The sequence below is a fragment of the Streptomyces sp. RKAG337 genome (assembly GCF_023701715.1).
Taxonomy (GTDB): Bacteria; Actinomycetota; Actinomycetes; order Streptomycetales; family Streptomycetaceae; genus Actinacidiphila.
Window position 1 is genome coordinate 2,323,907 of the sequence record NZ_JAJOZA010000001.1, and the last position, 24,183, is coordinate 2,348,089.

Genomic DNA, 24,183 nt, shown 5'->3' on the forward strand with positions numbered 1-24,183 from the left:
ACGGTGCGGGGGCCGGGTTACTCCGACAGGCCGGAGATCCGGATCGCGAACGCGGCGAGTTCGTCGCGCCAGCCGGGGGCGAGCGGCGCGGCGTCCACGACGCGGTCGGCACGGGCGACGAGCTGGGAGATGATCCGCTCCGCCGTGTCCCGCTCCTCCGTGCCCAGCAGCACCTCGCGCAGCATCTGCGCGTCCCAGTCGTAACCGGGCCCGCCCTCCAGGAAGCCGCGCAGCCGCCAGGCGGCGTGCAGCGGGCGGGCGTAGTCGCGGTACGAGGCGGCGAGGTCCTGCCGGCCGGCCAGCGCGGCGCCGAGCAGCAGCGGGTGGTGCAGGGCGTACCAGCCCGCCCCGCAGCCCTTGGCGCAGCCCGCGATGCAGCGGCCCGGCCACGGGTCGTCGAGGTACTCCGTCGCACAGGCGGCGTCGGTGTGGGCGCCGATGACGCGTTCGGTGCGCAGCTCGTCCCACAGCTGCCACGCGGCGGCCGGCAGCCGCGACGCGAGCCGGTCCGCGTAGGCGAGCGCCAGGTCCCCCGCGAGCACCGCGGTGCCCTCGCCGAAGCGCCGGGACTCACCGCGCCAGCCGCTGCGCTCGTGCTCGGCGGCATGGCTGACGTGCAGGGTGGGGATGCCGTGCCGCAGCGGGGCGTTGTCGCGGATGTCGCTGCGGATGAGGAAGCAGGTGTCGAGCAGTTCCAGCGCGGCCGCCGCGTCGACGATCGCGGTGGACGTCGGGTCGCCGCCCGCGGCGAGGTAGCCGGTGACGCAGATGACGGGGCGGATCCGGTCGCCGCCCGCCCGCACCAGCTCGGTGATCGAGCCGACCAGGCTCGCCGCCCTCGGGTTCACCGCGTGCCAGCGGTCGAACTCCCCGGCCAGCAGGCCGCGCAGCCGCTCCTCCACCTGGTCGAGCAGTCCGGCACGCAGTTGCCCGGGGACGGATGTCTTCGGCGGCAGAGGATGCGTGGTCATGAGGAGCCTCCCTGGATCGGCTGCTCCGAGCCTTCCGGGGCGGTCGGTGCCGCTCAAGGGCGGTGGCCGGCCGGCCGGCCGAACGGGCGTGCCGCGACTGCCGGAGAGCCCGTTCCCTGCCATCCGCGGGAGCGCCCGGCGGGGGGGTTGCTATGCGCTTGTCATGGCGCCGTGGTCCGGCACAAACCCCGCGCATACCCGGCTTTAGCGCGGTGTCGGTTCATGGGGGTGCTGCTCGACGCGGGCAGACCGGGCACCACGCCCGACCCACAGCACTGCTGCAGGAGGACTCGTGTCCAACAACTCGTCGAACAACAACAGCGACTCGAACAACAGCAACAACAGCTCCAACAACAACGCGAACGCGAACAACAACGCGACCACGAACTTCGCGGACAACAACAACAGCAACATGAACAACAACGACTCGAACAACAACGGCAACAACAACGCCAACACCCCCCGTCTGCAGAGCGTCGTCCCGGCCGACCTCGCGCAGATCCTCGAGGACATCGACGCGGACAACGGCGACGCGTGACACCGCCGGGGCGGTGCGGTCCTGACGACCGCACCGCCCCGCGCACACGCACTTCCCCGCGCACCCGCACCCGCACCGCCCCGCCCCGCCCCGCCATAGCGCGGCACCGTCACCGTCACCGGGAAGGAACCGCGATGAATCGCATCAGGGTCGTCGGGCTCGGCGTCCAGGGGATCGAGCAGCTCACCCTCGCCGGACTGCGCCAGCTGCGGGAAGCCGAAGCGGTGCTCCACCTGGTCGACCCGGCCGTCGACGTCCGCGAACTGACGGACCGGCCCACCGAATCACTGCACGCGCTCCACCTGGCCGGCGTACGCGACCACGACGACTTCGGCCGGCTGCTCGGCCGCATCCTGGACCGGGCGCGGTCCGACGGCGACATCGCCGTCCTGCTGCCCGGCGACCCACGGCTCGGCGTCACGGTCGTCCAGCAGCTCCAGCGGCTGGCCGACGCGGGTGAACTGACCCTGCATGTCGAGCCGGGCGTCTCGCACTTCGCCACCACCGTCAACAACCTGGGGATCGATCCGCTGGAACGCGGCACCCTGGTCGTCGACGCCAATCGCCTGCTGCTCTTCCAGCAGCTGCCGAACCCCGCGTTCAACACCTTCGTCTACCACCTCGGTGGCGCGGACCAGGCGGAACTGCTCCAGCGGCTGCTGCTGCGCGCCTACGACGCCGAGCACCCCGCCTGTCTGGTCGAGGCGGGCCCCGCCGCCGACGGCACCTCCGCCGTCGCCTGGGGCCGGGTCGGCTCGCTGGGCGAACTGCTCGCCAACGTCTTCTTCGCGAGCCCGCTCTACCTCCCGGCCGCCGTCCCGCGCCGTGTCGACCGCGCCGTCCTGGCGCTGCTGACGCCGTTCCGCTCCGAGCCGGCCGAGCCGGCCGCCTGGTGAATGAGCCCCCGGAACACCGCGGTTGACGCACCCGAAGCACGCGTACCCGCCGATGCCGTCTTCCCCGGCGACGCCGCCGCCGTGGCCGCCTACCGGGACCAGCGCCGCCTGCTGCAGAAGGAGGCGGTCCTGGGGCGCGGCGAGCTGATCGAGAGCGTGCTGCGCGGCCGCCGCGCGGCCCTGGCCGGGCTCCGCGCGACCCCCTGGCTGCGCCGGCTGATCGACATCACCCACCGGCAGGTCCGGCAGGTGATGGCGCGCCCCGAGTACGCGGACGTCCTGCCGCTGCGCCGCTCGATGCTGACGTTCCTCGCCGAACTGCCGCTGCCCATCCCGGCCGACAGCGTCATCCTGCGCCACCCCACTCACGCGCCCGCGGCCGAGATCCTGGCCGGCCTGCCGGAGCTGCGGCACCGGCGCGCGGAGGTGACGCGGATCCTGGCCGAGTCCTCGCTCCAGGAGACCGGCACCCCGTTCCGCACGGTGGACGACGACAGCGGGCGCGCGATCGTGCTGGGCCAGGACGCCCCCACGATCGACGCCCTGGCCGGCATCGCCCACGAGCTGGGCCACTGCCTGTACGAACGGGCCCGGCCGGGGCGCTCGGTCCGGTCGCAGTTCGCGTCGGAACGGCTCGCGCACTGCCTGGAGGAGCGGCTGGTCGCCGCGTACCTGCGGGAGCGCGGCAGCCCCGAGGAGTGCCGCGACTGGTGGTCCTACCAGCGCCGGGTGGACGCCCACAATCTGTACTTCTTCCGGCTGGAGCGGGCGCTCATGTACGAACAGCCTGACTCCGTACCGGAGTTGATGCCCGAGTCGACCACGTCGTTCCGCGAGTCGCTGTTCATCCTGCCGGGCTACCAGGTGGTGTACGCCCGCGCGTCACTAGCCCGGCTGCCCGCCCATGGCGGCGCGTAGGCTCACCGGCCGCATGTCCGTCCAGTGCGCCTCGATGTGGTCAAGACAGGCCTGCCGGCCGCTCTCCTCCAGGACGATCCGCCAGCCGGCGGGCACGTCGTTGGCGGCGGGCCACACGGAGTACTGGCCCTCGTCGTTGACCAGTGCCAGATAGGTGGCGTCCGGGTCCTCGAACGGTGTGCTCAACTGCTCGTCCTCTCCCTGGGTACGGGGTGCTGTGACAGGTGGGGGTTGTGGACTTCCAACAAAGGTGCGCGTCAAGGGAGTTCGGCGGTCACGCCATCTCGGTGACGCTGAGCTGAAGGTCCACCGGAAGCTCCTGCCGGCTGCTGATGCTGAGCTTGCGGTAGACCCGCGTCAGGTGCTGCTCGACGGTGCTGACGGTGATGTAGAGCTTCATCGCGATCTCCCGGTTGGTGTGCCCGTGCACCGCGAGCATCGCCACCCGCTTCTCCGAGTCGCTGAGCTTGGCCTCCAGGTCCGCGTAGGCCGCCACCGGCGCCGGGTCCTCCGGCACCCCGCCCGCGGCGCTGTGCCCCGGGAGGGTCTTCTCGCGCAGCGCCTCGGCCCCGCACTCCTGCGCCAGGTGCCAGGCCCGCCGGTTGACCATGTTGGCGCGGGTCGGCTCGCCCAGTTCCTTGAGCACCTGGCCGAGTTCGGCCATGGAACGGGCCAGCTCGTAGCGGTCGCCCGACCGGCGCAGTTCGTCGACGGACTTCGCGAGCAGGATCTGCCGCTCCCTGGGCTCACGCGTCGCGGCGCGCAGCCGCAGCGAGATGCCGGACACCCACGGGTTGGCGGCGTCGCGGGTGGCGAGCTGGTCGGTCACGAAGCGCTCCGCCTGGTGCGCCTCGCCGAGCTGCAGCAACGCCTCGGCCGCGTCGGTGCGCCACGGCAGCAGCAGCGGCCGGTCCAGACCCCAGCGCTTGGTGCGCCGGCCGATGTCCAGGAAGTCGCCGAGCGCCGCGTGGTAGCGGCTGGTCGCCAGGTGGTACTGGCCGCGGGCGCGCAGATAGGGAAGCCCGTGGAAGCTGCCGGCCAGGCCCTCGGGGACCGGCTGGCTGAGCACCCGGGCGGCCGCGTCGTAGTGGCCCATTGCGGTGCGGGCGCGGACCAGCGTCGCCGCCACCCCGCACAGGAAGACGCTGCCGCCGCGTTCCGGCACCAGCTTGAGGGCGAGCGCGGCCCGCTCCTCGGCGCCCTGCAGATCCCCCTGGCGCAGCAGGGCCTCGGCCCACAGCGAGGTGAACAGCGCCTGCCAGCCCGGGGCTTCGCGGCGGGCGGCCTCCTCGCCGATGACCTGGCTCCAGTGCACGGCCCGCTGCGCACCCCCGAGGTGCAGCAGGACCCGCAGGGCCTGCACGATCGGCTCCACGGTGGCGGCCGCGAGCGTCGTGCCGCGCAGGAACAGTTCGGCGTCCTCGGCGGCCGTGCCGTCCTGCACGCCGTCCGGGATCGCCCACAGGGCGGCCGGTGCGACCGCCACCGTGGCGGCGTTGACGCTGGAGTGCGCGGCGGTGGACGGCGGCGAGCCCGCGGCGCGGGTCCGCCCGCCGGCCCAGCGCGGGAAGGCGGACAGCCCGTCCAGCGGATCGTCCCGGTGCCCCGGCAGCTGGCCGCCGGGTCTGCTGCCGAGCGCGGAGCCCAGCGACGAGACCGGTGCCGTGCCGTGCTGCGGGTCGGGCCGCCGGCCCGTGTCGCCGGTCGCGGTCGCGAGCCGGGCGAGCACGTCGCCGGCCTCGTCGATCCGCCCCTGGGCGGCCAGCAGCCGGGCCAGCGGGCCCATCCGGGCCGGGGCGAGCCGGTCGGCGCGCAGCGCGTCCAGCGGTTCGCTGAGATGCCGTTCGGCGGCGCCCGGGTTGGTCCGCCAGGTCACGGCGGCCAGCCGGGTGCGGAACTCGGCGCGCTGTTCGTCGTCGGTGCACCCCTGGTACGCCAGCTCCAGGCAGGCGGCGGCCGGTACGGCCTTGCCGTCGGCGAGCAGTTGCTCGGCCGCCGCCCGCAGGACCGGCACCGCCCAGTCCTCGTCCGCGTGCTGCGCGGCGAGCAGCTGGCCGGCGACGGCCGACGCGGGCATGCCGTACTGGTGCGCCAGCCGGGCGGCCCGCCGGTGCAGTCCGGTGCGGGCGGCCGGATCCATCCGGTCGAGGAGCGAGCGGCGCACCGCGGGGTGCCGGAAGCGGAAGCTCTCCAGGATCCCGGCGGCGTTCAGCGCGGCGACCCCCTGGACCGCCGCGGGAGTGGTGATGCCCAGCAGCTGCGCCGCCAGTTCCGCGGTGCCGGTCCTGCCCAGCACGGCCAGCGCCTCGGCCAGCTGGGTGGTCCGCGGCCCGCAGCGGTACAGGCAGGCCAGGACCGCCTGGGTGAACGCGCCGCCCGCCTCCGGCTCCGGGATCGCACCCGCCGGGGAGTTGCGCCGGGCGACCCGGTACTCCTCGACGAGGGCGCGCAGCAGCAGCGGGTTGCCGCCGCTGACGGTCCAGAAGTGGCCGGCGTGGTCGGCGAGCCGCTCGTCCCCCGCCGTGTCCGGCTGCCCGTCGAGACCCTGGGCGAGCACCTCGGCGACGGCGTACCGGCCGAGCCGCTCCAGCCGGACCCGGGTGAAGTTGGGCTGCCGCAGCAGCTCGGTGCCGAACACCGGGTCGTCGCTGCGCTCGTGCACCGGTTCGGTCAGCACCAGCAGGATCCTGGCGTTGCGGGCCCTGCGGGCCAGTTGCAGCAGATAGCGGCAGGACAGGTCGTCCACCAGATGCAGGTCGTCGACGCAGATCACCACCGGTGTCCGCGTACTGAGGTCATGGACGGCGTCGCTGAACGCCTGCATGGCCTCGATCCTCGACGGGCCCTGGTTCTGCGCCGGTTCCGGGAGTGTCCCGGGCGGCGCGCTGTTGACGAGCTGCCCCAGCACCGCCAGTGGCAGGGCCCGTTCCGCCGCGGATCCCATCGCGCGCAGCACGACGGCGCCGGCCTTCTCGGCCGACTCGGCGACGGTGTCGGCGAGTTCGCTCTTCCCGCAGCCGACCGCGCCTTCGACCAGCACGATCCGGGCATGTCCCGCCATACATCCGGCCAAGGCCGTATCCAGTAGCGCCAGTTCCGCCTCACGGTCGATCAGCACCATCTTCGCCCCACTGTCCCCGTAATCCAGTGCGGTCCGCGCTCCCGCCGGCCGGAATAACCGGCCTTTTTCCCCAGAGGAAGCGCATTGGCACTGGCGAATTGAAACGGAGGATTCTCCCCGTTGAATCAGGAATCCAGTGTAGGCAGGGAACTCGCGTCCCACGGTGGCCGGAAGTTGCCCTGCAGTAAGTACTCCAGCGGCGCGCGAGTGCCCGTCCGACGTGCTATCGGGCGGGGCAGGTCAGAGGGCCGTGGCGGGCTCCGGAAGGATCTGCCGCGGCACGTTCCTGGGGTGGCCGGGAGTGCGCCACTCCCGGGGGTAGCCGACCGACACCTCTTCGAACCGCACCCCGTCGTACCAGGTGGTGCGGGGAATGTGCAGATGCCCGTAGACGACGGCGGCGGCCCGGAATCGGGTGTGCCAGTCCGCCGTCAGCTCGGTTCCGCACCATTGGGCGAATTCGGGATAACGCAGGATATTCGTCGGGTCCCGCACCAGGGGGAAGTGGTTGACGAGGACGGTCCGCAGTTCTGGATCGCAGGCTTCCAGCCGCCGCGCGGTCTCCGCCACCCGGGCCCGGCACCACGCGTCCCGCGACGGGTACGGATCGGGGTGCAGCAGGAACTCGTCGGTGCAGACGATGCCGGCCTCGTAGGCCTGCGCGAGCGACTCCTCCTTCGTGGCCGCGGTGGGCGTGCGGAAGGTGTAGTCGTACAGCAGGAACAGCGGCGCGACGACGACCGGGCCGCCGGGACCGCTCCAGACCGGGTACGGGTCCTCCGGGCTGTGCACGCCCAACGACCGGCAGACCTCCACCAGATGCCGGTAGCGGGCCTCGCCGCGCAACTGCACGGCATCGCCGTGCGGGGTCCACAGGTCATGGTTGCCCGGCGCCCACACGACGTGGGCGAACCGCACGCTCAGCAGTTCCAGGGCCCACTCGACGTCCTCGAGCACCTCGCCCACGTCGCCCGCCACGATCAGCCAGTCCGACGGGTTGTCCGGGCGCAGCTCCTCGAGGATCTTCCGGTTCTCCGGATGCGCGACATGCAGGTCACTGATGCCCAGCAACTTCCCTTGAGACATCCGATGAGGGTAGAACGGCGAAGAGTGGGGAAGAACCCCTATGTCCGGGCAGGCACCCCCTGCCCCCGGCCCGACCGGCCGCCTTGTCATGGCGTGTAGCAACCGCATGGCAAGCCGTCGCGCGCCCATGCCTGCCGACCGGCAGGCCGTCTCCCGGCCCGCTCCCGGATAGCAGCTGGTGGGCATGGATCGGGGCTGTGACCTGCCGTATCACCGCCGCCGGCGCCGCATTCGTTGTCCCGTGACCCCCCGGAACGGCAGCGTGGAAATCGCTCGCCACCCACCGGAGCGAGCAAGCGGCAGACGCCGGCGAGGCGTCGGACGAAACGGGGCTCCCATGATCGCGCAGCTGCTTCCTACCGAGGTCGTCGCCGTGGACGCGACGCTGGACCCGCCCGAGGCGACCCTGTTCCCGGAGGAGGCGGAGCAGATCCGCAACGCGGTGGAGAAGCGGCGGCTGGAATTCACCACGGCGCGCTGGTGCGCCCGCCGCGCCCTGGCCGGGCTCGGCCTGCCGGCGATGCCGATACTCCCCGGCCTCCGCGGCGCGCCGCAGTGGGCCCCGGACGTGGTCGGCAGCATGACGCACTGCAACGGCTACCGTGCGGCGGCCGTGGCCCGTACCAGCGACATGGCGGCGATCGGGATCGACGCCGAGCCCAACGACACCCTCCCGGAGGGCATCCTGGAGTCCATCGCGCTCCCCCAGGAGCGCGGCTGGGTGCGGCAGTTGATGCGGACGACCCCCGAGGTGTGCTGGGACCGGCTGCTGTTCAGCATGAAGGAGTCCGTCTACAAGGCCTGGTTCCCGCTCACCGGCCGGGAGCTGGACTTCGAGGACGCGCTCATCACCGTCAACCCGCTGGCGCGCACCTTCCGCGCGCGGCTGCTGCTGCCGGCATCCGCCCTCAAAGAGGGGGACCCCACGGGTTTCAGCGGACGCTGGTCGGCGGGCGGTGGCGTACTGGTCAGTGCGATCGCGGTTCCGGCGACGGTTCCCGCGACGGTGGGGGCACAGCAGAACGCTCCCTACCAGATGCTGGTAGGGAGCGCTGCGTAAATCAGGCCGAACGACCGGGGATGGTCAGTCCCCCGGGATGGTCAGTCCCACTCGTCGTCATCAGCGTGTACGTGCCCCGTGTTGTAAGCCACAGGAGTGCTGATGGCATCCCCCGCCTGACGTTCCAAGGTCTGCGCCTGCGCCGGGGAGTACCCGACCGCCAGCGCCGCGACCGCACTTGCGACGAGCATCGCCCGTACGGTCACACTCTTCATATTCGCCGAAACCCTCATGTTTCCCCCAAAAGGATCGGTCTCACGGACTTCACTGTGGTGCTGCCGTCACTTGAGGCTCACTAGAGCCACTGTCCGACCCGCACACAATGCCCAGGTTCGAATCCCCGCTCCAAGGCCAACCCGATGGCCTAAGCTTGCATGGCAGCAACTTCACAGCTCACGGGGGAGCGCCACGGATGGCCGGAAGCGGCAATTCCAGTTCGGAGTTCGCCGAGTTGGACGACTTGAGCGCTGCCGCTTACGGGGCCGCCGTCGAGTTCGGACGGTTCGACCGGGCGGACATCGCGGAGCGACTTTCGCTCACCACGCCCGAGGTCGACCGGGTGGAACACGTCCTGCGACTTCTGCACCTTCTGCAGCCGATGCCGGGTGATCCCGACGTGCTGGTTCCGGTGGGACCGGATGTCGCGGCCGCGGATCTGGTGGGATCCGCCGAGCATCAGATCCGGGATCTGCAGCAGGCCGTCACCGATGTGCGGTCGAAGCTGCTGTCGCTGATGCCGCGGTACTTCGAGGGACGCCGGATGCGCAACCGGCTGGAGGCCTTCGACGTCATCAGCGACAAGGACACCATCCAGTCGATGATCAACCACCTGACGCAGCAGTGCCGCAAGGAGCTGCTCACGGTGCAGCCCGGCGGCGCCCGCTCGTCACCGTCGCTGGCGTCGGCCCGGCAGCGCGCGCTGAACACGCTGGACCGGGGGGTGCGGATCCGCACCATCTACCAGCACACGGCCCGCAGCGACCTCGCCACCAGGGCGTATGTCCGGGACATCTCCGCCGAGGGCGCCGAGGTCCGCACCGCGGACGAACTCATCGACCGCATGATCATTTACGATCGGGAGACCGTCTTCCTGCCGGAGCGCAAGTCGGCCTCGAAGACCCCCGGCGCGGCGATCGTCCGCGAACCGACGCTGGTCGCCTTCCTGTGCGCGGTCTTCGAGCACCTGTGGGACGGCGCCACCCCGTTCAACCCCGACAGCCAGTCGACGTCCTCGGGGACCGACGATCTCCGCGCGTCGATCATCCGGCTGATGGCCAAGGGGTACAAGGACGAGATGGTGGCGCGCCGGCTCGGCATGTCGGTCCGCACCTGCCGCCGCCACATATCGGAGATCACCGAACAGCTCGAGGCCACCAGCCGGTTCCAGGCGGGGTTCAACGTCGCGCTGTCCGGAATGCTGGACCAGTTCGGCCTCAAGGAGTGACGACCCCGGGGACAGCGCCCCGGAGAAACGTCACTCCTGCTCATTGAGCGCGGCGGTGATCGCGTCCGCGGCGTCCTGGTCGAGCATGGTCGTGATGTCGGTGTCCAGCACCGCGCCGAAGCCCGCGTCGTACACCGCCGCGCTCACGCAGTAGCCGGTGTCGAGCACGAAGGTGCGGAACGCCCACTCGGACCCGGTCCCGGCCGTGCCGTCCGGGCGCTGCACGCGCACCGGTTTGCCGTCCGGGCCGAACCCGAACTCGCTGAACCGGAACTGCATGCCCTGCCCGATGGCCTTGCTGTACGCCTCCTTGAGGGTCCACAGCCGCACCAGGCTGGGGTTGCGCTGCTCCTCCTCCAGCGAGGCGAGGGTGACCAGTTCGTACGGTGTGCACACATGGCGGCCCAGGCCGCTGCCGTACATCTGCCGGTCGGTCCGCTCGGCGTCCACGCCGATCAGGCCGCGGGTGGTGAGGCCGACCAGCAGCAGGTCCTCGGTGTGGCTGAGGCTGATGTCGATCTGGTCGCAGCCGCGCAGATACGGCCGCCCGGTCGGCCCGTAGGCGAGCTCCAGGTCGTCTGGATCGCCGTTGAGCACCGCGCCGGCCGCGAACTTCAGCAGGATCCGCGAGGCCGCGTAGCGGCTGCGGACGGCGGGGTGGGCGAGGTCGAGATAGCGGGACCAGTCCCGGCCGAGCAGCGCGCGCAGTTCGTCGCCCTCGGGCAGGTCCGGCTGCAGATCGGCCAGCTGGGCGTAGATCAGCGCGGTTCCGTAGGCCGTCAGGTCGGCACGGACCCTGTCCCAGGCGGCACCCCTCGCGCCCACCTCGACCGGCTCGCCGAGGGGTGGGCCGAGAGTGGAGTTCCCGGGGACGGTCATCCTTGCTCCTCCAGACGGTGGTTCAACAGCGGTGGGTGTTCCAGGTGCGCGGTGGCGCGGGTCTCACGGCGCGGCGGCTCTCGCGCCGCCGGCGACCAGCGAGTGGATCTGCTGGAAGGTACGGGCCTCCAGGACCTGCCGGACCGGGATCCGGCGCCCGGTCTCGTCCTCCAGCAGCGACACCAGCCGGAGCAGGTGCAGCGAGTCCCAGCCCTCGACGTCCGCGAGGTCGGTGTACGCGTCCCGGTCCGACAGTTCCAGGCCCAGTTCGGTGCGCAGCAGCCGTAGAAAGCCGCCCAGGTCATCGATGCCGCTCATCGGCGGTCCCCTCCCGGTCCGTCGTGTCCATCGTTCGGGTCGTGCTCGTCGAGTCGTTCGAGCCGTGCGTCGATCGTGAGGTGGTCCGGCACCGGCGGGACCGTTCGCAGGTCATGACGCAGCAGTACACCGCCGCCGTTGCCGTCCTCCCCCAACTCGTCGAACACCTCCTCGAAGCCGAGCGAGGGATAGAAGTCCCGTACCCGGTGGTTCTTCGCGGTCGGCCGGTACCGCGCGTGCACCGCGGTGAGCCCGGCGTCCCGCGCCCGCTCCAGCAGAACGGCGACGCAGCCCTGCTCGATGCCCCTTGCCAGAACGCGGCAGCTCAACCAGATGTTGTCCAGATGAAGTCCGTCGGCCGCGCGATGGCCGAGTACCGCCCCGACGAGCCCGTTGTCGCCGAAACGGTCGGTCGCGCGCGCCGCGAGCACCAGTTGCCGCGGATCGGCGGCCCGTGCCTCCAGGTCCGCCGGCGCCAGCCGCAGTCCGGTGAGGTTGAACTGGTTGGTGCGCTGGGTGAGCTGGGCGAGCCGGGCGAACTCGTGCGGCAGGGGCGCGCTCAGCTGCACAGCCACCTTGAGCTCGCGCAGGAACTCCGCGTGCGAGCCGCTGCCCTCGCGCAGCTCCCGGCGCTCGCGCTCCACCCGGTACTGCCCGGTCCTGGCCCGGTCCTCGTCCGTCAGCCGGGGCGTGTCGAACCAGCCGTCCGCCAGCAGCCGCGTCACATGCAGCGCGGGTTCGTCGTCGAGCGGGACGACGGAGACCTGCGGGGCGCCGTGCCGCACCTGGGCGCGTTCGGCCGGCGAGTCGTCGGCGAGGACGAGGGAGTCGAGGCCGATGCCGAGCCGGTCGGCGATATCGGCGACATTGCCGTCCTTGGGCAGCCAGTTGGCGTTGACCTGCACGAAGTCCGTCTCACGCAGCACCATGTCGGGGTGGTCGCGGAGCACGGCGAGCACCGGCTCCGCATCGTTCTTGCTGCTCACCGCGAGCAGCACGCCCTGCGAGCCGAGCTGCTTGACGGTCCGCTGGAACGCCCCGAACGCCTCTCCGCGCAGTGTGCCCGCCGCCGCGATCCCGTCCGCCCCCGCGTCCCCCAGGACGCCGTCCCAGAGCGTGTCGTCCAGGTCGAGCACCAGGCACTTCTTCGTCATCCCGCGCAGCGACCTGGCGAGGTGCGCGGCCTCCCGGGCGTAGGCGGCGAGCAGCGGCGCGGTGTACTGGGCCTTGGCGTAGCCGGCCAGCCGGGGATCCGAGACGGGGCCGGTCTCGGCGATCAGCGGGTCGAGGTCGATGACGGCCAGGCCGGGGAAGCGCTCGGTCAGCCGCAGCAGCGTGGCATTGAACTCCCGCCACACCGAACCGAGTTGGGCCCGCGAGCGGTGGTCGACGAGCTGATGGGTGTGGCGGCGCAGCAGCGGCAGGGTGTTGAGCACCAGCGTGCCGCCGGTCCCGTCCGCCGTCCCGGCCGGCCGGGCGTGCTCGGCGGCCAGGCCGGTGAGCCGCTCCAGTACGTCGTCGGCGGCGCGGGACAGCGCGGCGACGTCCCAGGGCAGCGGCACCTCGGAGAAGACGGTCTCGGCGTCGAGCAGGCACAGCGAGAGGTCGGCCCCCAGACCGTGGAAGAGCCCCTGCTCGGAGGTCAGATCGTGCAGATAGGCGCCGTGGTCGCCGAGCACGGGCCGCAGCAGCAGCCCGTGCCGGGCCAGTTCCGCGGTGAGCGGGTCGACGAGCTGGGCCACGGTGGACTGGCCGGTGACGGCGACGGTGACGACAGGGGTGCCCGGATGGGCGGCCAGGACGGCGGCGCGGTCGAGGCCGGCGAGCAGCCGGCCGGCCCGCGGCAGATCGGCGGCCGCGGACGTGCCGGGGTCGTCGGTGAGCTCCGCGAGCAGCGGGGCGACCCGGTCGTACTCCGCCTCCAGCCGCCCGAGTGCCTTGAGCTCGCGCAGCCGTTCCAGTCCTGTTGTCATGTAACGCAATCCGTCCTTCTCCGACCTTCTCAGACCTTCTCCAGAGCGAGCCCGGTCTTGATCCACTTGCTGGACTCCACCGCGATGGCGAGCGCCCGCTGGCCGACCCGCAGTTCGGGCAGCAGTCGTTCGATCTGCTGGAAGGGCAGGGCGTTGCCGGTGTTGCCGGTGTCGGAGACACAGCTGATCTCGCGGGCGCCCGGCACCGCCAGGTGCTCCACGATGCGCTGGGTCATCCGGGTGGACAGCTGCGGCGGCAGCAGGAAGTCGAGGTCGCCGACGCCCCAGTCCAGCAGGCCCAGGAGGTCCCAGAGGATCTCCACGGCCATGACGGGGACGCTCTCCTCGATCTCCTTGTAGTCCTCGGAGATCATCTGGCGTTCGGTGTGCCGGTCGGTGATCCCGTACCAGTCGATGATCTGGCCGGGCGGCCGGCCGAGCCCGGCGAAGCGGTTGAGCACCCCGCGCAGCGCGACCCGTTCACCGGCCGGCTCCGCGGTGAGGACGGCGGCGCCCGCGCCGTCCCCGAACAGCACGTAGTTCACCAGCTCCTCGGTGGGCATCCGGCTCAGGTCGCGGCGCAGGTCGAGATGGCGGTTGGTGACGTCCCCGCCGATCACCAGCCCCGCGCCGCAGCCGCCGGCGATCAGCGAACGTCCCAGGTCGATGGCCTGCACCGCGCCGGAGCAGCCGGCCTGGAGCTGGTACGCGGGCAGGTAGTTGAGCCCGAGCCGGTCGGCGACCCGGGCGGCGGTGGTCGGCAGCAGGGTGTCGGGGGTCGCGGTGGCGAGGACGAGGAACTCGATGTCGGAGGGGTCGAGACCGGCACCGGTGATGGCCAGGTCCCCGGCCTCCGCGCACAGGTCGGTGAGGCTCTGGTGGACCTCGCCGGTCGCCAGGTCCCAGGCGAAGTGCCGGGTCCTGGTGCCGACGAAGATGTCGATCCACTCCTCGCTCACGCTGAGCAGCTTCCCCAGGGTGCTGTTGTCCACCGGCGCCCCGGGCAGCGCTGTACCGGTGGAGGCGAGGTACGCCGTCGTCCCGGTCATGGCGTACGCACGCTGACGCACTCGGTCAGGAACTCCGCCAGCGAGCCGACGGACCGCAGCGCGGGCAGGAGTTGCTGGACGGAGATCTCGCCGGCGCTCGACAGCCGCGCCTCGATCCGGTCCTTGAGCTGCATGATCATCACCGAGTCGAATCCCAGGTCCTCGTAGAAGCGTGCCGCGGCCACCACCTGCTCCAGCGGATAGCCGCCGACCTCCGCGACCGCCTCGACGACGGCGGCCAGCACCGGGTCCCGTTCCTGCGACAGGGCGTCCAGCCGGGCGGGCGGGGTGTCCGCCGGCTCGGCGAACTCGGTCGGGAGCGCGGCCGGGGGGCCCAGCGCGAGCGCGGGCTCCACCCGGCGTACGGGGGTCCGATCGCTCCTGGTGGTCTTCTCCGACGGCTCGGCCGGCCGGTTCCAGAAGCGGTGCCGGTCGGAGAACACATAGGGCCGCAGCCGTTCGGCCGTGCGCTGCCGCGGTGCGTAGAGCGCGTCCCACTCCGGGTCCAGCCCGGCCCGGTAGAGCGCGGCGACCAGCTCGGCGAGGTCCCGGCCGGACGCCTCGGCGCCCGGCGCCGGGTGCAGGAACTCGATGTCCCCGCGCAGCCCGGCCCGTCCCGCCAGCGGCAGCAGCTGCGGCTTGGGGCCGATCTCGATCAGATGGGTGGGCGCCAGCGCCTCGTTGAGCGCGCCCAGCGCGGACGAGAACAGCACCGGCTCGGCCGCCTGGCCGGTCCAGTACGCACCGTCCATCGGCTCGTCACGCAGCATCCGGCCGTAACGGGTGGAGGCCAGCGGCACCTGCGGCGGCGCGGCGGCGACGGTGCCGGCCGTCTCCGCGAACCGGGTCAGCGCCGGGGCCATCAGCGGCGAGTGGAAGGCGTGCGAGACCGGTACGGCCCGGGTCCGCACCCCCCGCGAACGCAGGATCTCCGTGATCCGCTCCAGCGCCTGCACGGCGCCGGACAGCACCACGTCGGCGGGCCCGTTGACCGCGCCGAGGCCGACCTGAGGCTCGTCGTCGAGCAGGCTCCGCAGCTCGGCGGGGCTCGCGTTGACCGCCAGCATGCCGCCGCCCGCGGGCAGTTCCTGCATCAGCGCGCCGCGGACGGCCACCAGCCGGGCCGCCTCGTCCAGGCTCAGCACCCCGGCGAGCACCGCCGCCGGGTACTCGCCGATGCTGTGGCCGAGCACGGCGGCGGGCCGGACGCCGAGTTCCGTGAGGGTACGGGCCAGGGCGTAGCCGACCGCGAACAGGGCGGGCTGCGCGTTGCCGGTCTCGTGAATGCGCTGCTCACCACCCAGGATCAGATCGCGGACGGAGCCTCCGGTGTGCGGGGCGAGGGCCGCGTCGGCCTCGTCGAGAAAGTGCCGGTACACGGCGGAGTCACGGTGGAGCCCGGCGGTCATGGCCGGGAACTGGCTGCCCTGGCCGGTGAAGAGGAACGCCACCACGGGACGGCTCCACGGCCGGTGCGCGACCCCGGCCGGCTGGTCCTGACCGGCGGCCTGCCGCAGCCCCGCGGCGAGTTCCGCGGTGTCGCGGGCGGTGAGGGCGAAGCGGAACGGCAGCCCGGTCTTGATCCGGTTGCTGTTCCAGCACAGCGCCGCCGCCTCGCCGCGCGGCCGCTTCGCGACGGCCTCCGCCTGGTCCGCGAGATTGCGGCGCAGCGCTTCCGGGGTGTCGCCGGTGAGGGTGAAGACACCGGCCGCGCCGCCGGCCGTGTCCCGCCGGACGGCGGATCCGGCGGCCTTGTTCCTGGTCCTGGGCGCGGTGGCGAGCACCGCGTGCGCGTTGGTGCCGCCCATGCCGAAGCTGCTCACCCCGGCCACGGCCTCGCCGGGCGGCAGCCGCAGCGGCGACTTCAGAAGCCGCAACCCGCGCTCCGCGAGCCGCAGCTGCGGGTTCTCGCGGTCCGCGAACCGGCTGGCCGGCACGATCCGGTGGTGCAGCGCCAGCGCCGCCTTGATCAGCCCCGCGATGCCGGCCGCGCCCTCGGTGTGCCCGAGGTTGCCCTTCACGGAGCCGATCGCGCACGGTTCGGCGCGCTCCACACCGTGCACCGTGCCCAGCGCCGCGCATTCGATGGCGTCGCCCAGCACCGTGCCGGTGCCGTGCGCCTCGATGAACGAGACCTGCTCCGGGGTGACGCCGGCCCGCCGGTACGCGGCCTCCACGACCTTCTGCTGCGACCAGCGGTTGGGGGCGGTGACGCCGTTGCTGCGGCCGTCCTGGTTCACGGCGGTGCCGCGGATCACCGCGTAGATCCGCTGCCCGTCGGCGAGCGCGTCCGCGGTCCTGCGCAGCACGACCAGGCCGACGCCGTCACTGCGCGCGATGCCGTCGGCGTCCGCGCTGAACGGACGGCAGCGGCCGTCGGACGAGGCCAGCCCGAGCTGGGTGTAGACGATGCCGAGCGCCGGGGACAGCACCAGGTTCACCCCGCCGGCCAGCGCCGTGTCGCACTCGCCGGACAGCAGCGCGTTGGCGGCCAGGTGCACGGCGACCAGCGACGAGGAGCAGGCGGTGTCGACCGCGAGGCTCGGCCCGGTGAGGTTCAGGTGGTACGAGATCCGGTTGGCGGTCATCCCCGCGCTGCTGCCCGCGCCCAGCTGCGGGGTGATCTCCGTGTGGTCGCCCATCCGCAGCCGGCCCCACTCGCCGCCCATCACCCCGACGAAGACACCGGCGTCCGTGCCGGCCAGCGCGCCCGGGGCCCGCCCGGAGTCCTCCAGGGCGCGCCAGGCGCACTGCAGCAGCAGCCGGTGCTGCGGGTCCATCGCGGCGGCCTCGCGCGGCGCCACCGAGAAGAAGTCGTTGTCGAAGGCGTCCGCGTCGTCGATGAAGCCGCCGCGCGTCATCTCCGAGTGCACGCCGCCGGGCTCCCGCGAGGCGTAGTCGCGGGGGTTCCAGCGCTGCTCGGGAATGTCGCCGACGGCGTCGCCGCCGCGCATCAGCAGGTCCCAGTACGCGTCGCCGCCCGGCGCTCCGGGGAACGCGCAGTCGAGCCCGACGATGGCGATGGAGTCCATCAGCGGTTGTCCTCCGCGACCCGTGGGATCTCCACTGCCATGTACCCGACGAGGCTCTGGACCGTCGGGTGGTCCCAGAGCAGCGTGGGCTCCACGTACAGCCCGAACTGGTCCTCCAGGTCGCCGCACAGGCTCAGCGCGGCCACCGAGTCCATGCCGAACTCGGCCAGCGGCACCGTCGGGTCGATGCTGTCGGCCGGCCGGTTGAGGTAGAGCGCGAGCCGGTCGAGCAACCAGCCACGGTGCAGGTTGTCGGCGAGCACAGCACTGTGCCGGGTCGTCGGAGCGGTCATCGCTGGACTCCTTGGGTACGCGTCAGGCCCATGAACCGTCAGCCGGGAATGGGAGTGTTGTAGAGGTCGTAGCTGCGCTGGGCGCTGAAACGGACGTGGACTTCGTGCCGGAGCCGGGTCTCGCACTCCCCCGGCAGATCGGGGACCTTGGCGCCCAGCCGCCGCGCGATGCGGTGCAGGGCCGCGGCCGCCCAGGCCGGGTCGGCCAGGAACGGGTCGGAGCCGTCCTGGTTGTGCCGCCACACCCCGAGCACGGCGGACGCAGCGAGCAGCAGCGCGTACCGGTCCATCAGGGCGAACGAGGCAGGACCCACCGGGGTGGTGCGGTCCGCGGGCTCCAGGGCCAGGACCCGGTCGCGCAGATCGCGGAACTCCTCCACCAGCTGCCCGGCCAGTCCGCGCAGCGCCCGCTCCACCGGGCTGCGGCCCGGAATCGCGGCGGCGACCGACAGCAGCGAGGCGCTGAGGCTGTCACGGCCGCAGGCCAGGCTGAGCGACTCGGTGCGCAGCGGCGGCAGTTCGGCGCGCGGCCGGAACAGCCCGGCGGGCGCGTCGTCCTCGACGAACCAGGACTGCCGCGCCAGCCGGTGCAGCTGCGGGATGACGGTGGCCTGGCAGGCGACCGAGCCGGCGTGCCCGAGGCTGAGCACCGGCACGTCCCTGACGTGCTTCTGGAAGATGCCCAGCGTGCCCTCGCGGGTGTAGAACCCGGCGCCGAGCACGATCGACAGGTCGTACATCGTCTCGGTGAGGATCCGCGGCAGCAGGTACTTCAGCGCCGCTGAGTACACACTGGTCTGCGTCGGCAGCAGATGGATCGCGCGCATCGCGACGAGCGCCAGGCTGTCGTACAGCAGCAGGTTGACGAAGGCGCCGGTCGCGGCGGCGTCCGTGCGCTGCGAGTCGGAACGGGCGCCGCCCCAGCCGCCGCCGCGGTGCTCGTGGTCGAAGCGGACCGCCGTGCGCAGGCTGGTGTCCACGGCCGCGAGCGCGGTAGCGGCGATGACGGTACGGCTGATCTGGAAGGACCGCAGCGCCGTCTCGATGCCGCTGCCGACCGGCCCGAGCAGCGCGGACTCCGGCACCGGGCAGTCGTCGAACTCCAGCCCGGCGAAGGCGTTGCCGCGCAGTCCGACCGGCATCTGGTGCGGCACGATCCTGGAGCGGTCCGCGGGCAGCTCACCGGGGTTCAGCAGCAGCACCGAGTGGCTGCGGCTGCCGGGCGCCGGATCGGTGCGGCAGAACAGCACCAGGGCTTCCGACCGGGCCAGGTTGTTGATCACCGGCTTGCCGCCGCTGAGCAGGAACCCGCCGCCGTCCGCCCGCCGTGCCGCGACCTGGCTGCGGACCAGCTGGTTGCTGTGCGCCGTCTCGTGCTGCGCGATGGCCGCCTTCGCGCCGCGCAGCATCGAGCCGGCGAGCCACTCCTGCTGCTCGTCGCTGCCCGCCATCCAGACGTCGGAGGCGGCCATGTACGACATCATCCCGTAGCTCATGCCGAGCCCGACGTCCCGGCGGAAGACCGGGCGCATGACGCGGACCAGGGTGTCGATGGAGTCCAGCCGGCCGCCGAGCCTGCTGGGGACGAACTCCCGGTTCATCCCGAAGTCGTCGAGCAGCCCCTCGCCCCGGCTGAACGGCACCGCGGCCCGGTCGGCGTTCAGCACCGCCTGGTAGCCGCAGGGGTTGCCGGGGTCGGTGGGGTCGCCGAGCAGCGCCTCCAGCTCGGCGACGCGCGCCTGCACCGCAGCCTCACGCTGCTGCGGTGCGGGCGTCTCGGCGAGGGCGGCGGGACCGCCGGTCGTGGGCCTGGTCACCACGGCCTGCCTCTCCCGCCGGCCGGTTCCGGTTGCAGCAGGTCCTCGCCGAGCAGGGTGTCGCGGGCCCGCACCACGGCGTGCACGGCCGGGTCCAGCGCCTCGTACTCGCCGCGCAGTTCACCGTCGAGGAAGAGCTGCCGCATCAGGGTGCGCTGCACCTTGCCGCTGGTGGTCCTGCGGACCGTTCCCGGCCGCACCAGCAGGACGTTGCCCGCCGGGATGTTGAAGTCCTGGCCGATCATCGCCTGCACCTGCTGGGCCAGCGCCCGCAGGCTCGCCGCGCTCGCGCCCTCGCCCTTGACCTCCTGCACCACCACCAGCTGCTCGCGCCCGGCCTCGACACTGAAGGCCGCTCCGGCGCCGTGGGCGAGCGCCGGGCTGATGGCGCGCACCGCGAACTCGACGTCCTGCGGATACACGTTCCGCCCGTTGATGATGATCACTTCCTTGAGGCGGCCGGTGACGAACAGCTCGCCGTCCTCCAGCACGCCCAGGTCCCCGGTGCGCAGGAACCCGGTCTCGCCGTCGTTCAGGGTGCCGTGGAAGGTCGCGTCGGACTCCTCCGGCCGCTGCCAGTAGCCCTGGGCGACGCTGTCGCCGCGCAGCCAGATCTCGCCGACGGCGCCGGCCGGCAGCTCCCGGTAGCCGGCCGGGTCCACGATCCGTACGTCGAAGTCGGTGACGTGCCCGCTGCTGACGAGGGTCCGCTGCGGCCGGCCGGGCTCGGCCGCCGCCAGCTGATCGCGCTCCAGGGCCTTGGTGTCCGCCTGCTTCTCGGTGAACGGGGCGTCGGGGACGCCGCCGGACACGATGAGGGTCGCCTCGGCCAGCCCGTAGCAGGGGTACAGCGCCTGGGGCCGCAGCCCGGCGGGGGCGAAGCGCTCGGCGAACGCCTTGAGGGTGTCCGCGCGGACCGGCTCGGCGCCGTTGAGCGCGAGCCGCCAGCGGGACAGGTCGAGCGCCTCGATCTGCTCGTCGGTGACGCGGCGCAGGCACAGCTCGAAGCAGAAGTTGGGTCCGCCGCCCGCGGTCACGCCGTACTCGTCGATCGCCTGCAGCCAGCGCACCGGCCGCTTGATGAAGGAGGTCGGCGACATCTGCACGGAGGAGCTGCCCAGCCACAGCGGGTGCAGCAGATGGGCGATGAAGCCCATGTCGTGGAAGTGCGGCAGCCAGCCGCCGAACCGGTCCTCCGGCGTGGTGCCCAGGGACCGGCCGATGGCCGCCTCGTTGGCCATCAGGTTGCGGTGCGAGACCATGACGCCGCGCGGGTCGGAGACCGAGCCCGAGGTGTACTGCAGGAACGCCAGGTCGTCGGGGCGGGCCGCGACGGGCTGCCAGGCGGCCGGGTCGCCGAAGCCGGTGTTGTCCGTGGCCAGGCAGACCACGTCCTCGCGGCGGGCCCGGGAGAGCCACAGCGCGATGTCCGGCGCGTTGGCCCGGTCGGTGAGCACCAGCTTCGCTCCGGAGTCCCGGATCACCGCCGAGGTACGGCTCAGCCGCTTCTCCTGGCCTGCGTCACCGGGCAGCGGCGCCGGCACGGCCACCGCTCCGGCGTACAGGCAGCCGATGAACGCCTTCAGGAACTCGGCCGTCGTCGGGTACAGGAGCAGCACCGGCTGCCCCTCCACGCCGTGCAGCTGCAGGACGGAGGCGATCCGCCGCGCTTCCCGGTCCAGCTCCCCGTAGGTCAGATGCTCGGCCGCCATGGCCGGTCCCGCGTCCCGGAGGAAGACATGGGCGTCCGCGTCGGCGAGCTCCGCGGCCCGTTCCAGGACAAGCTCGGTGAAAGTGGCGAAGCCTGACAATGACATCCCCTCGACATCCCCTCGCGGCGCAGCCACCGGTCCACTGACGGACCGGCGTGGAACGGGTCCCGCACATGTCGTTGGAGGATCGGTCGAACGGCTAAAGCAGCGGTTGCGCGAACCGGTTGACACGGCCGACCAGCGGCCAAGAGGATGGAATTCAGGTGGGTGACGTGCGTCACCGATCGTGCGGAGCGAACCCCGGCAGCCCCTGGAGGGGCCCGTGCACAGCCCGGCATTCCGGACAGCGTTCGACCACCCTCACCCGCGGGGCCCGGCCACGGCCGCCCGGCGGCGATCCGCGACCGCGATGACCGGCCATCTCCGCACAGCGGGCCGCTGGCATATGGCACAACCGTTGCTAAAGTCGCCTCTGGGTGAGGGGGTAGCCATGGCTGTGACTGTTCGAGGTGGGGCGGCGGAATCCGACGATGTCGGTCTTGCCCTGTACCAGGCATTGCGTGATCAGGGGTCGTGCCCGCCGGCGACGGCCGCGGCACGACTGGGTCTCACCGCCACCGAGGCGGCGGTCGGCTGGGCGGAGCTCCGTGAACTGGGGCTGATTCGCGCCGGACGCAGCCCGGAGGAGGTCGACCCGGTGGATCCGGACACCGCGCTGATCAGCCTGCTGGACCGGCAGCGGGCCGCACTGCAGGCGCAGCGTGAAGAGCTCACGGCGATCGTCAGAGCGTCGGAGTCCCTGATGGAGCGCTACCGGCCCGCCGTACAGCGGGACGCGGCCAAGGTCGAGGTGGAGATCATCACCGGCGACGGCCGCAAGCGGCAGATGGTCGGCGACTACTACGCCACCCTCACCACCCGCTCGCGCTCCATGCATCCGGGGCCGCTGCCGCCGGCCGAGGTACTGGCCGAGTCCCTCCAGGGCGACGCCGACATGGTCAAACGCGGTATCCGGGTACAGGCGATCTACACCCAGGGCATCAATTCGGCGCCCCGGCAGCGCAAGTACCTCTCCGAACTGGCCTCCGCGGGTGTGGAGGTGCGGCTGGCGCCCCAGGTCCCGCTGGACCTGAGCATCGGCGACATGCACACCGCGATGCTCGCGGCCAACCCCGACAACCCGTCGGAGGCCGCGCTCCTCGTCCGCGGTACGGCTCTGGTCCGTACCTACAGCGCCCTCTACGAGGACTGCTGGTTGCGCTCGGTGCCGTACTCGACCAAAGTGGCTGACCGGTTCGACTCCGCGAGCGAGCTGACCGAGCAGCACCGCACCGCCATGCGCCTCCTGGCCAACGGACTCACCGATGAGCGGATCGCCAGGAAACTGGGCATCTCACTCCGTACGGTGAGCCGCCTGGTCTCCGAGGTCATGAGATACCTGCAGGCCGAGAGCCGGTTCCAGGCCGGGGTACTCGCCGTGACTCATGGGTTCATCTGACCTCATGACCTTCCGATTCGCGCCATTGCGCACTTACGCACCTGCCCTAACTGGCCACTTGCCGTCCATTTTTGGCACCCTGGCATTGCTACAAGGGCATCCCGAACCCGTGAGCAACTTCCTGCCTTCCCAGACAAGGATCACGATGTCGAGCATGCAGCACCTGACCAAGGTCACAGCGGTCGCAGCCCTGGTGCTCGCCCTTTCTTCAGTCGGCGCCACCGCCATGGCCGCGACGCACGACTCCGCCGTGGGGTCGCAGCGCACGCCAGAGAGCGCCAACCCGGCTGTGTGGGTTCCGGCAGCCGCGCCGGATGTGTGGGTTCCCGCGTCGGCCACCGCCTGACAACAGACCTTCCCCCCTCCCCCACAGCGCTGTACGGTTCGCGGCTATGCCGCGGGCCGTACAGCGTTTTCTGCGTCCAGGCGCGTTTCGGCCAGAGCAACAGCGATTTTCAGCCATATCGCCCGGGGGGCGCTCGCAAGGCGGCCCGGAAGACCGCTCGGAGGCGTGGATACGCGGGTGGCGGAGTACGGCGCGACACAAGGGTGCCTTTTCAGCCATGAGGGGCCGTTCTCGGCCAACCGGCACCGAATCTTTTCAGCCGTTCTCACCGGCCGCTCACGGACCGTCTCCGGCCCGTGCCCGCTCGGTGGGGGCCGGCCCCGCGCTCAGCCCGTGAGGCGGTCGCGGCCCAGCGTGCGCAGCACGTCCTCCTGGGCGTAGAAGACCTGCCGACCGTCGCGCTTACGCCGCCACTGGTGCTCATTGGCGAGCCAGTAGACCGTGCCTGCGGGTATCCGCCAGGCCGAGGAGATCTCACGGGCGCTGAGCCCGGGCGGGACCCCGTCACAGGCCCGGCCCCGGTACAGGGCGCGCCAGCGCTCCGGCGGCCAGACGTGGGCGCGGTCCGTATCGCACTCCACAGCCGGGGGAAGCGTGGAGCCGGGTTCACGGACGACGGCGGTGAGGCGGCCGGGGCAGGACTGCACGATGCAGGGACCGACGGGGATACGGCGCTCCAGCCGGGGCCGGGCGATCTTCATACAGCGGCGGACGAGTGCGTCGACCTCCGCCGCGGCGTCCTCGGCCGCGGGGTGAACGGCCAGCCACGCCAGATGGCGTCGTAGGAATGCGGCGAGGGCCGGCACCGTCCGCAGGGGGAGGCGGACGGTGCGGCCCTCGACTATCAGATCGGCCCAGGAGGCGAGGGTGCCTCGGATGTCGGCGCGCGCATCGACAGCCGGCCCGTTCAGCGGGATGCCGGGCCGGCCACCTGCGGTGACACGGTCGCCACCGTCCACAGCCGGAACGAGCGCAGCCTCCAACTCGCCATATACCCGGGGAAGCAAGGCGAGTTGCCGATCCAACCGCTCCTGGCAGGGGAGGCACAGCGCAGGATCCGTGTCCACGCATAGATGCCCGGTACGGAATTCGCTCTCCTGCACTCCGCTGTCCCTTCCTCGCCGAGGCGGTAAGAAGAGAAAAGCAGGAGAGCGACCACCCCGACAATGAGTTCCAACCTGCCGGATCGCGCCATGGCGTGGCCCCGCCCTTAGGGGACACGGGGCGATCTT

At 72.1% G+C, this 24,183-nt stretch carries 20 protein-coding genes; 7 read left to right on the forward strand and 13 right to left on the reverse strand.

Going from position 1 to position 24,183, the window contains the following annotated elements:
* Positions 1–17: 17 nt before the first annotated feature.
* The gene (locus LNW73_RS09980; protein ID WP_250989692.1) at positions 18–971 is read right to left on the reverse strand and encodes a polyprenyl synthetase family protein; all 954 of its coding nucleotides are present in this window, start codon (positions 969–971) and stop codon (positions 18–20) included.
* Between the two features lie 292 nt (positions 972–1,263).
* Here LNW73_RS09980 and LNW73_RS09985 point away from each other — a divergent pair, with 292 nt between their 5' ends.
* The 3 genes from LNW73_RS09985 to LNW73_RS09995 all read left to right on the forward strand — a co-directional run bounded on the left by LNW73_RS09985 (position 1,264) and on the right by LNW73_RS09995 (position 3,323).
* Positions 1,264–1,509 (forward strand): hypothetical protein, encoded by a 246-nt coding sequence (locus tag LNW73_RS09985; RefSeq protein WP_250989693.1) that lies wholly within the window; start codon positions 1,264–1,266, stop codon positions 1,507–1,509.
* 134 nt (positions 1,510–1,643) lie between these two features.
* On the forward strand, positions 1,644–2,405 hold the full coding sequence (locus LNW73_RS09990; RefSeq protein ID WP_250989694.1) for an SAM-dependent methyltransferase: 762 nt from the start codon (positions 1,644–1,646) through the stop codon (positions 2,403–2,405).
* The gene (locus tag LNW73_RS09995) at positions 2,406–3,323 is read left to right on the forward strand and encodes a hypothetical protein (protein ID WP_250989695.1); all 918 of its coding nucleotides are present in this window, start codon (positions 2,406–2,408) and stop codon (positions 3,321–3,323) included. It abuts the gene before it with no gap.
* Here the strand turns inward: LNW73_RS09995 and LNW73_RS10000 are convergent.
* From LNW73_RS10000 to LNW73_RS10010, 3 genes are all read right to left on the reverse strand, one after another.
* Positions 3,291–3,509: an MbtH family protein gene (locus LNW73_RS10000; RefSeq protein ID WP_250989696.1), complete on the reverse strand. Its 219-nt coding sequence runs from the start codon at positions 3,507–3,509 to the stop codon at positions 3,291–3,293. The genes LNW73_RS09995 and LNW73_RS10000 overlap by 33 nt on opposite strands.
* 88 nt (positions 3,510–3,597) lie before the next feature.
* Positions 3,598–6,444: a helix-turn-helix transcriptional regulator gene (locus LNW73_RS10005; protein ID WP_250989697.1), complete on the reverse strand. Its 2,847-nt coding sequence runs from the start codon at positions 6,442–6,444 to the stop codon at positions 3,598–3,600.
* Between the two features lie 240 nt (positions 6,445–6,684).
* Positions 6,685–7,530, reverse strand: a complete 846-nt coding sequence (locus LNW73_RS10010) for a metallophosphoesterase family protein (protein WP_250989698.1) — start codon at positions 7,528–7,530, stop codon at positions 6,685–6,687.
* Between the two features lie 337 nt (positions 7,531–7,867).
* On the opposite strand from LNW73_RS10010, the gene LNW73_RS10015 reads away from it, so the two are divergent.
* Together LNW73_RS10015 and LNW73_RS10020 are read left to right on the forward strand one after the other, a co-directional pair.
* Entirely contained in the window at positions 7,868–8,590 is a 723-nt protein-coding gene (locus LNW73_RS10015; protein ID WP_250977702.1) for a 4'-phosphopantetheinyl transferase family protein, read from the forward strand.
* 412 nt (positions 8,591–9,002) lie between these two features.
* On the forward strand, positions 9,003–10,034 hold the full coding sequence (locus LNW73_RS10020; RefSeq protein ID WP_138350855.1) for a LuxR C-terminal-related transcriptional regulator: 1,032 nt from the start codon (positions 9,003–9,005) through the stop codon (positions 10,032–10,034).
* Between the two features lie 30 nt (positions 10,035–10,064).
* On the opposite strand, the gene LNW73_RS10025 is transcribed toward LNW73_RS10020, so the two are convergent.
* The 8 genes from LNW73_RS10025 to LNW73_RS10060 form a co-directional block, all read right to left on the reverse strand.
* Entirely contained in the window at positions 10,065–10,913 is an 849-nt protein-coding gene (locus LNW73_RS10025; RefSeq protein ID WP_250977700.1) for a 4'-phosphopantetheinyl transferase family protein, read from the reverse strand.
* A 63-nt stretch (positions 10,914–10,976) separates the two neighbouring features.
* Positions 10,977–11,231 (reverse strand): phosphopantetheine-binding protein, encoded by a 255-nt coding sequence (locus LNW73_RS10030; RefSeq protein WP_250977699.1) that lies wholly within the window; start codon positions 11,229–11,231, stop codon positions 10,977–10,979.
* Positions 11,228–13,204 carry an HAD-IIIC family phosphatase gene (locus LNW73_RS10035; RefSeq protein ID WP_250989699.1) on the reverse strand — a complete coding sequence of 659 codons (1,977 nt, stop codon included), beginning with the start codon at positions 13,202–13,204 and terminating at the stop codon, positions 11,228–11,230. The genes LNW73_RS10030 and LNW73_RS10035 overlap by 4 nt, the downstream gene beginning before the upstream one ends.
* 29 nt (positions 13,205–13,233) lie before the next feature.
* Positions 13,234–14,253 (reverse strand): 3-oxoacyl-ACP synthase III family protein, encoded by a 1,020-nt coding sequence (locus LNW73_RS10040; RefSeq protein WP_250989700.1) that lies wholly within the window; start codon positions 14,251–14,253, stop codon positions 13,234–13,236.
* The gene (locus tag LNW73_RS10045; protein ID WP_250989701.1) at positions 14,250–17,285 is read right to left on the reverse strand and encodes a type I polyketide synthase; all 3,036 of its coding nucleotides are present in this window, start codon (positions 17,283–17,285) and stop codon (positions 14,250–14,252) included. Before LNW73_RS10045 ends, LNW73_RS10040 begins: the two co-directional genes overlap by 4 nt.
* Entirely contained in the window at positions 17,285–17,578 is a 294-nt protein-coding gene (locus tag LNW73_RS10050) for an acyl carrier protein (protein ID WP_250989702.1), read from the reverse strand. The genes LNW73_RS10045 and LNW73_RS10050 overlap by 1 nt, the downstream gene beginning before the upstream one ends.
* A 38-nt stretch (positions 17,579–17,616) precedes the next feature.
* Positions 17,617–19,395, reverse strand: a complete 1,779-nt coding sequence (locus tag LNW73_RS36310; RefSeq protein ID WP_250989703.1) for an acyl-CoA dehydrogenase — start codon at positions 19,393–19,395, stop codon at positions 17,617–17,619.
* On the reverse strand, positions 19,392–21,212 hold the full coding sequence (locus tag LNW73_RS10060) for a fatty acyl-AMP ligase (protein WP_250977692.1): 1,821 nt from the start codon (positions 21,210–21,212) through the stop codon (positions 19,392–19,394). Before LNW73_RS10060 ends, LNW73_RS36310 begins: the two co-directional genes overlap by 4 nt.
* A gap of 385 nt (positions 21,213–21,597) precedes the next feature.
* Between LNW73_RS10060 and LNW73_RS10065 the strand changes: the two genes are divergently transcribed.
* Together LNW73_RS10065 and LNW73_RS10070 are read left to right on the forward strand one after the other, a co-directional pair.
* Positions 21,598–22,605 (forward strand): helix-turn-helix transcriptional regulator, encoded by a 1,008-nt coding sequence (locus LNW73_RS10065; protein ID WP_250977691.1) that lies wholly within the window; start codon positions 21,598–21,600, stop codon positions 22,603–22,605.
* Positions 22,606–22,714: 109 nt separating this feature from the next.
* Positions 22,715–22,951 (forward strand): hypothetical protein, encoded by a 237-nt coding sequence (locus tag LNW73_RS10070; protein ID WP_250989704.1) that lies wholly within the window; start codon positions 22,715–22,717, stop codon positions 22,949–22,951.
* Between the two features lie 326 nt (positions 22,952–23,277).
* Here the strand turns inward: LNW73_RS10070 and LNW73_RS10075 are convergent, their stop codons facing one another.
* Positions 23,278–23,910, reverse strand: coding sequence for a hypothetical protein (locus tag LNW73_RS10075; protein WP_250977689.1), 633 nt, complete (start codon positions 23,908–23,910; stop codon positions 23,278–23,280).
* Positions 23,911–24,183 lie beyond the last annotated feature (273 nt).

Bases quoted from the DNA above. Each gene is read 5' to 3' on its own strand.
- LNW73_RS10045 (WP_250989701.1), bottom strand. From the start codon at position 17,285: ATGGACTCCATCGCCATCGTCGGGCTCGACTGCGCGTTCCCCGGAGCG.
- LNW73_RS10040 (WP_250989700.1), bottom strand. From the start codon at position 14,253: ATGACCGGGACGACGGCGTACCTCGCCTCCACCGGTACAGCGCTGCCC.
- LNW73_RS10025 (WP_250977700.1), bottom strand. From the start codon at position 10,913: ATGACCGTCCCCGGGAACTCCACTCTCGGCCCACCCCTCGGCGAGCCG.
- LNW73_RS09990 (WP_250989694.1), top strand. From the start codon at position 1,644: ATGAATCGCATCAGGGTCGTCGGGCTCGGCGTCCAGGGGATCGAGCAG.
- LNW73_RS10050 (WP_250989702.1), bottom strand. From the start codon at position 17,578: ATGACCGCTCCGACGACCCGGCACAGTGCTGTGCTCGCCGACAACCTG.
- LNW73_RS10060 (WP_250977692.1), bottom strand. From the start codon at position 21,212: ATGTCATTGTCAGGCTTCGCCACTTTCACCGAGCTTGTCCTGGAACGG.
- LNW73_RS10035 (WP_250989699.1), bottom strand. From the start codon at position 13,204: ATGACAACAGGACTGGAACGGCTGCGCGAGCTCAAGGCACTCGGGCGG.
- LNW73_RS10015 (WP_250977702.1), top strand. From the start codon at position 7,868: ATGATCGCGCAGCTGCTTCCTACCGAGGTCGTCGCCGTGGACGCGACG.
- LNW73_RS09995 (WP_250989695.1), top strand. From the start codon at position 2,406: ATGAGCCCCCGGAACACCGCGGTTGACGCACCCGAAGCACGCGTACCC.
- LNW73_RS10010 (WP_250989698.1), bottom strand. From the start codon at position 7,530: ATGTCTCAAGGGAAGTTGCTGGGCATCAGTGACCTGCATGTCGCGCAT.
- LNW73_RS10065 (WP_250977691.1), top strand. From the start codon at position 21,598: ATGGCTGTGACTGTTCGAGGTGGGGCGGCGGAATCCGACGATGTCGGT.
- LNW73_RS10030 (WP_250977699.1), bottom strand. From the start codon at position 11,231: ATGAGCGGCATCGATGACCTGGGCGGCTTTCTACGGCTGCTGCGCACC.
- LNW73_RS10005 (WP_250989697.1), bottom strand. From the start codon at position 6,444: ATGGTGCTGATCGACCGTGAGGCGGAACTGGCGCTACTGGATACGGCC.
- LNW73_RS09980 (WP_250989692.1), bottom strand. From the start codon at position 971: ATGACCACGCATCCTCTGCCGCCGAAGACATCCGTCCCCGGGCAACTG.
- LNW73_RS10020 (WP_138350855.1), top strand. From the start codon at position 9,003: ATGGCCGGAAGCGGCAATTCCAGTTCGGAGTTCGCCGAGTTGGACGAC.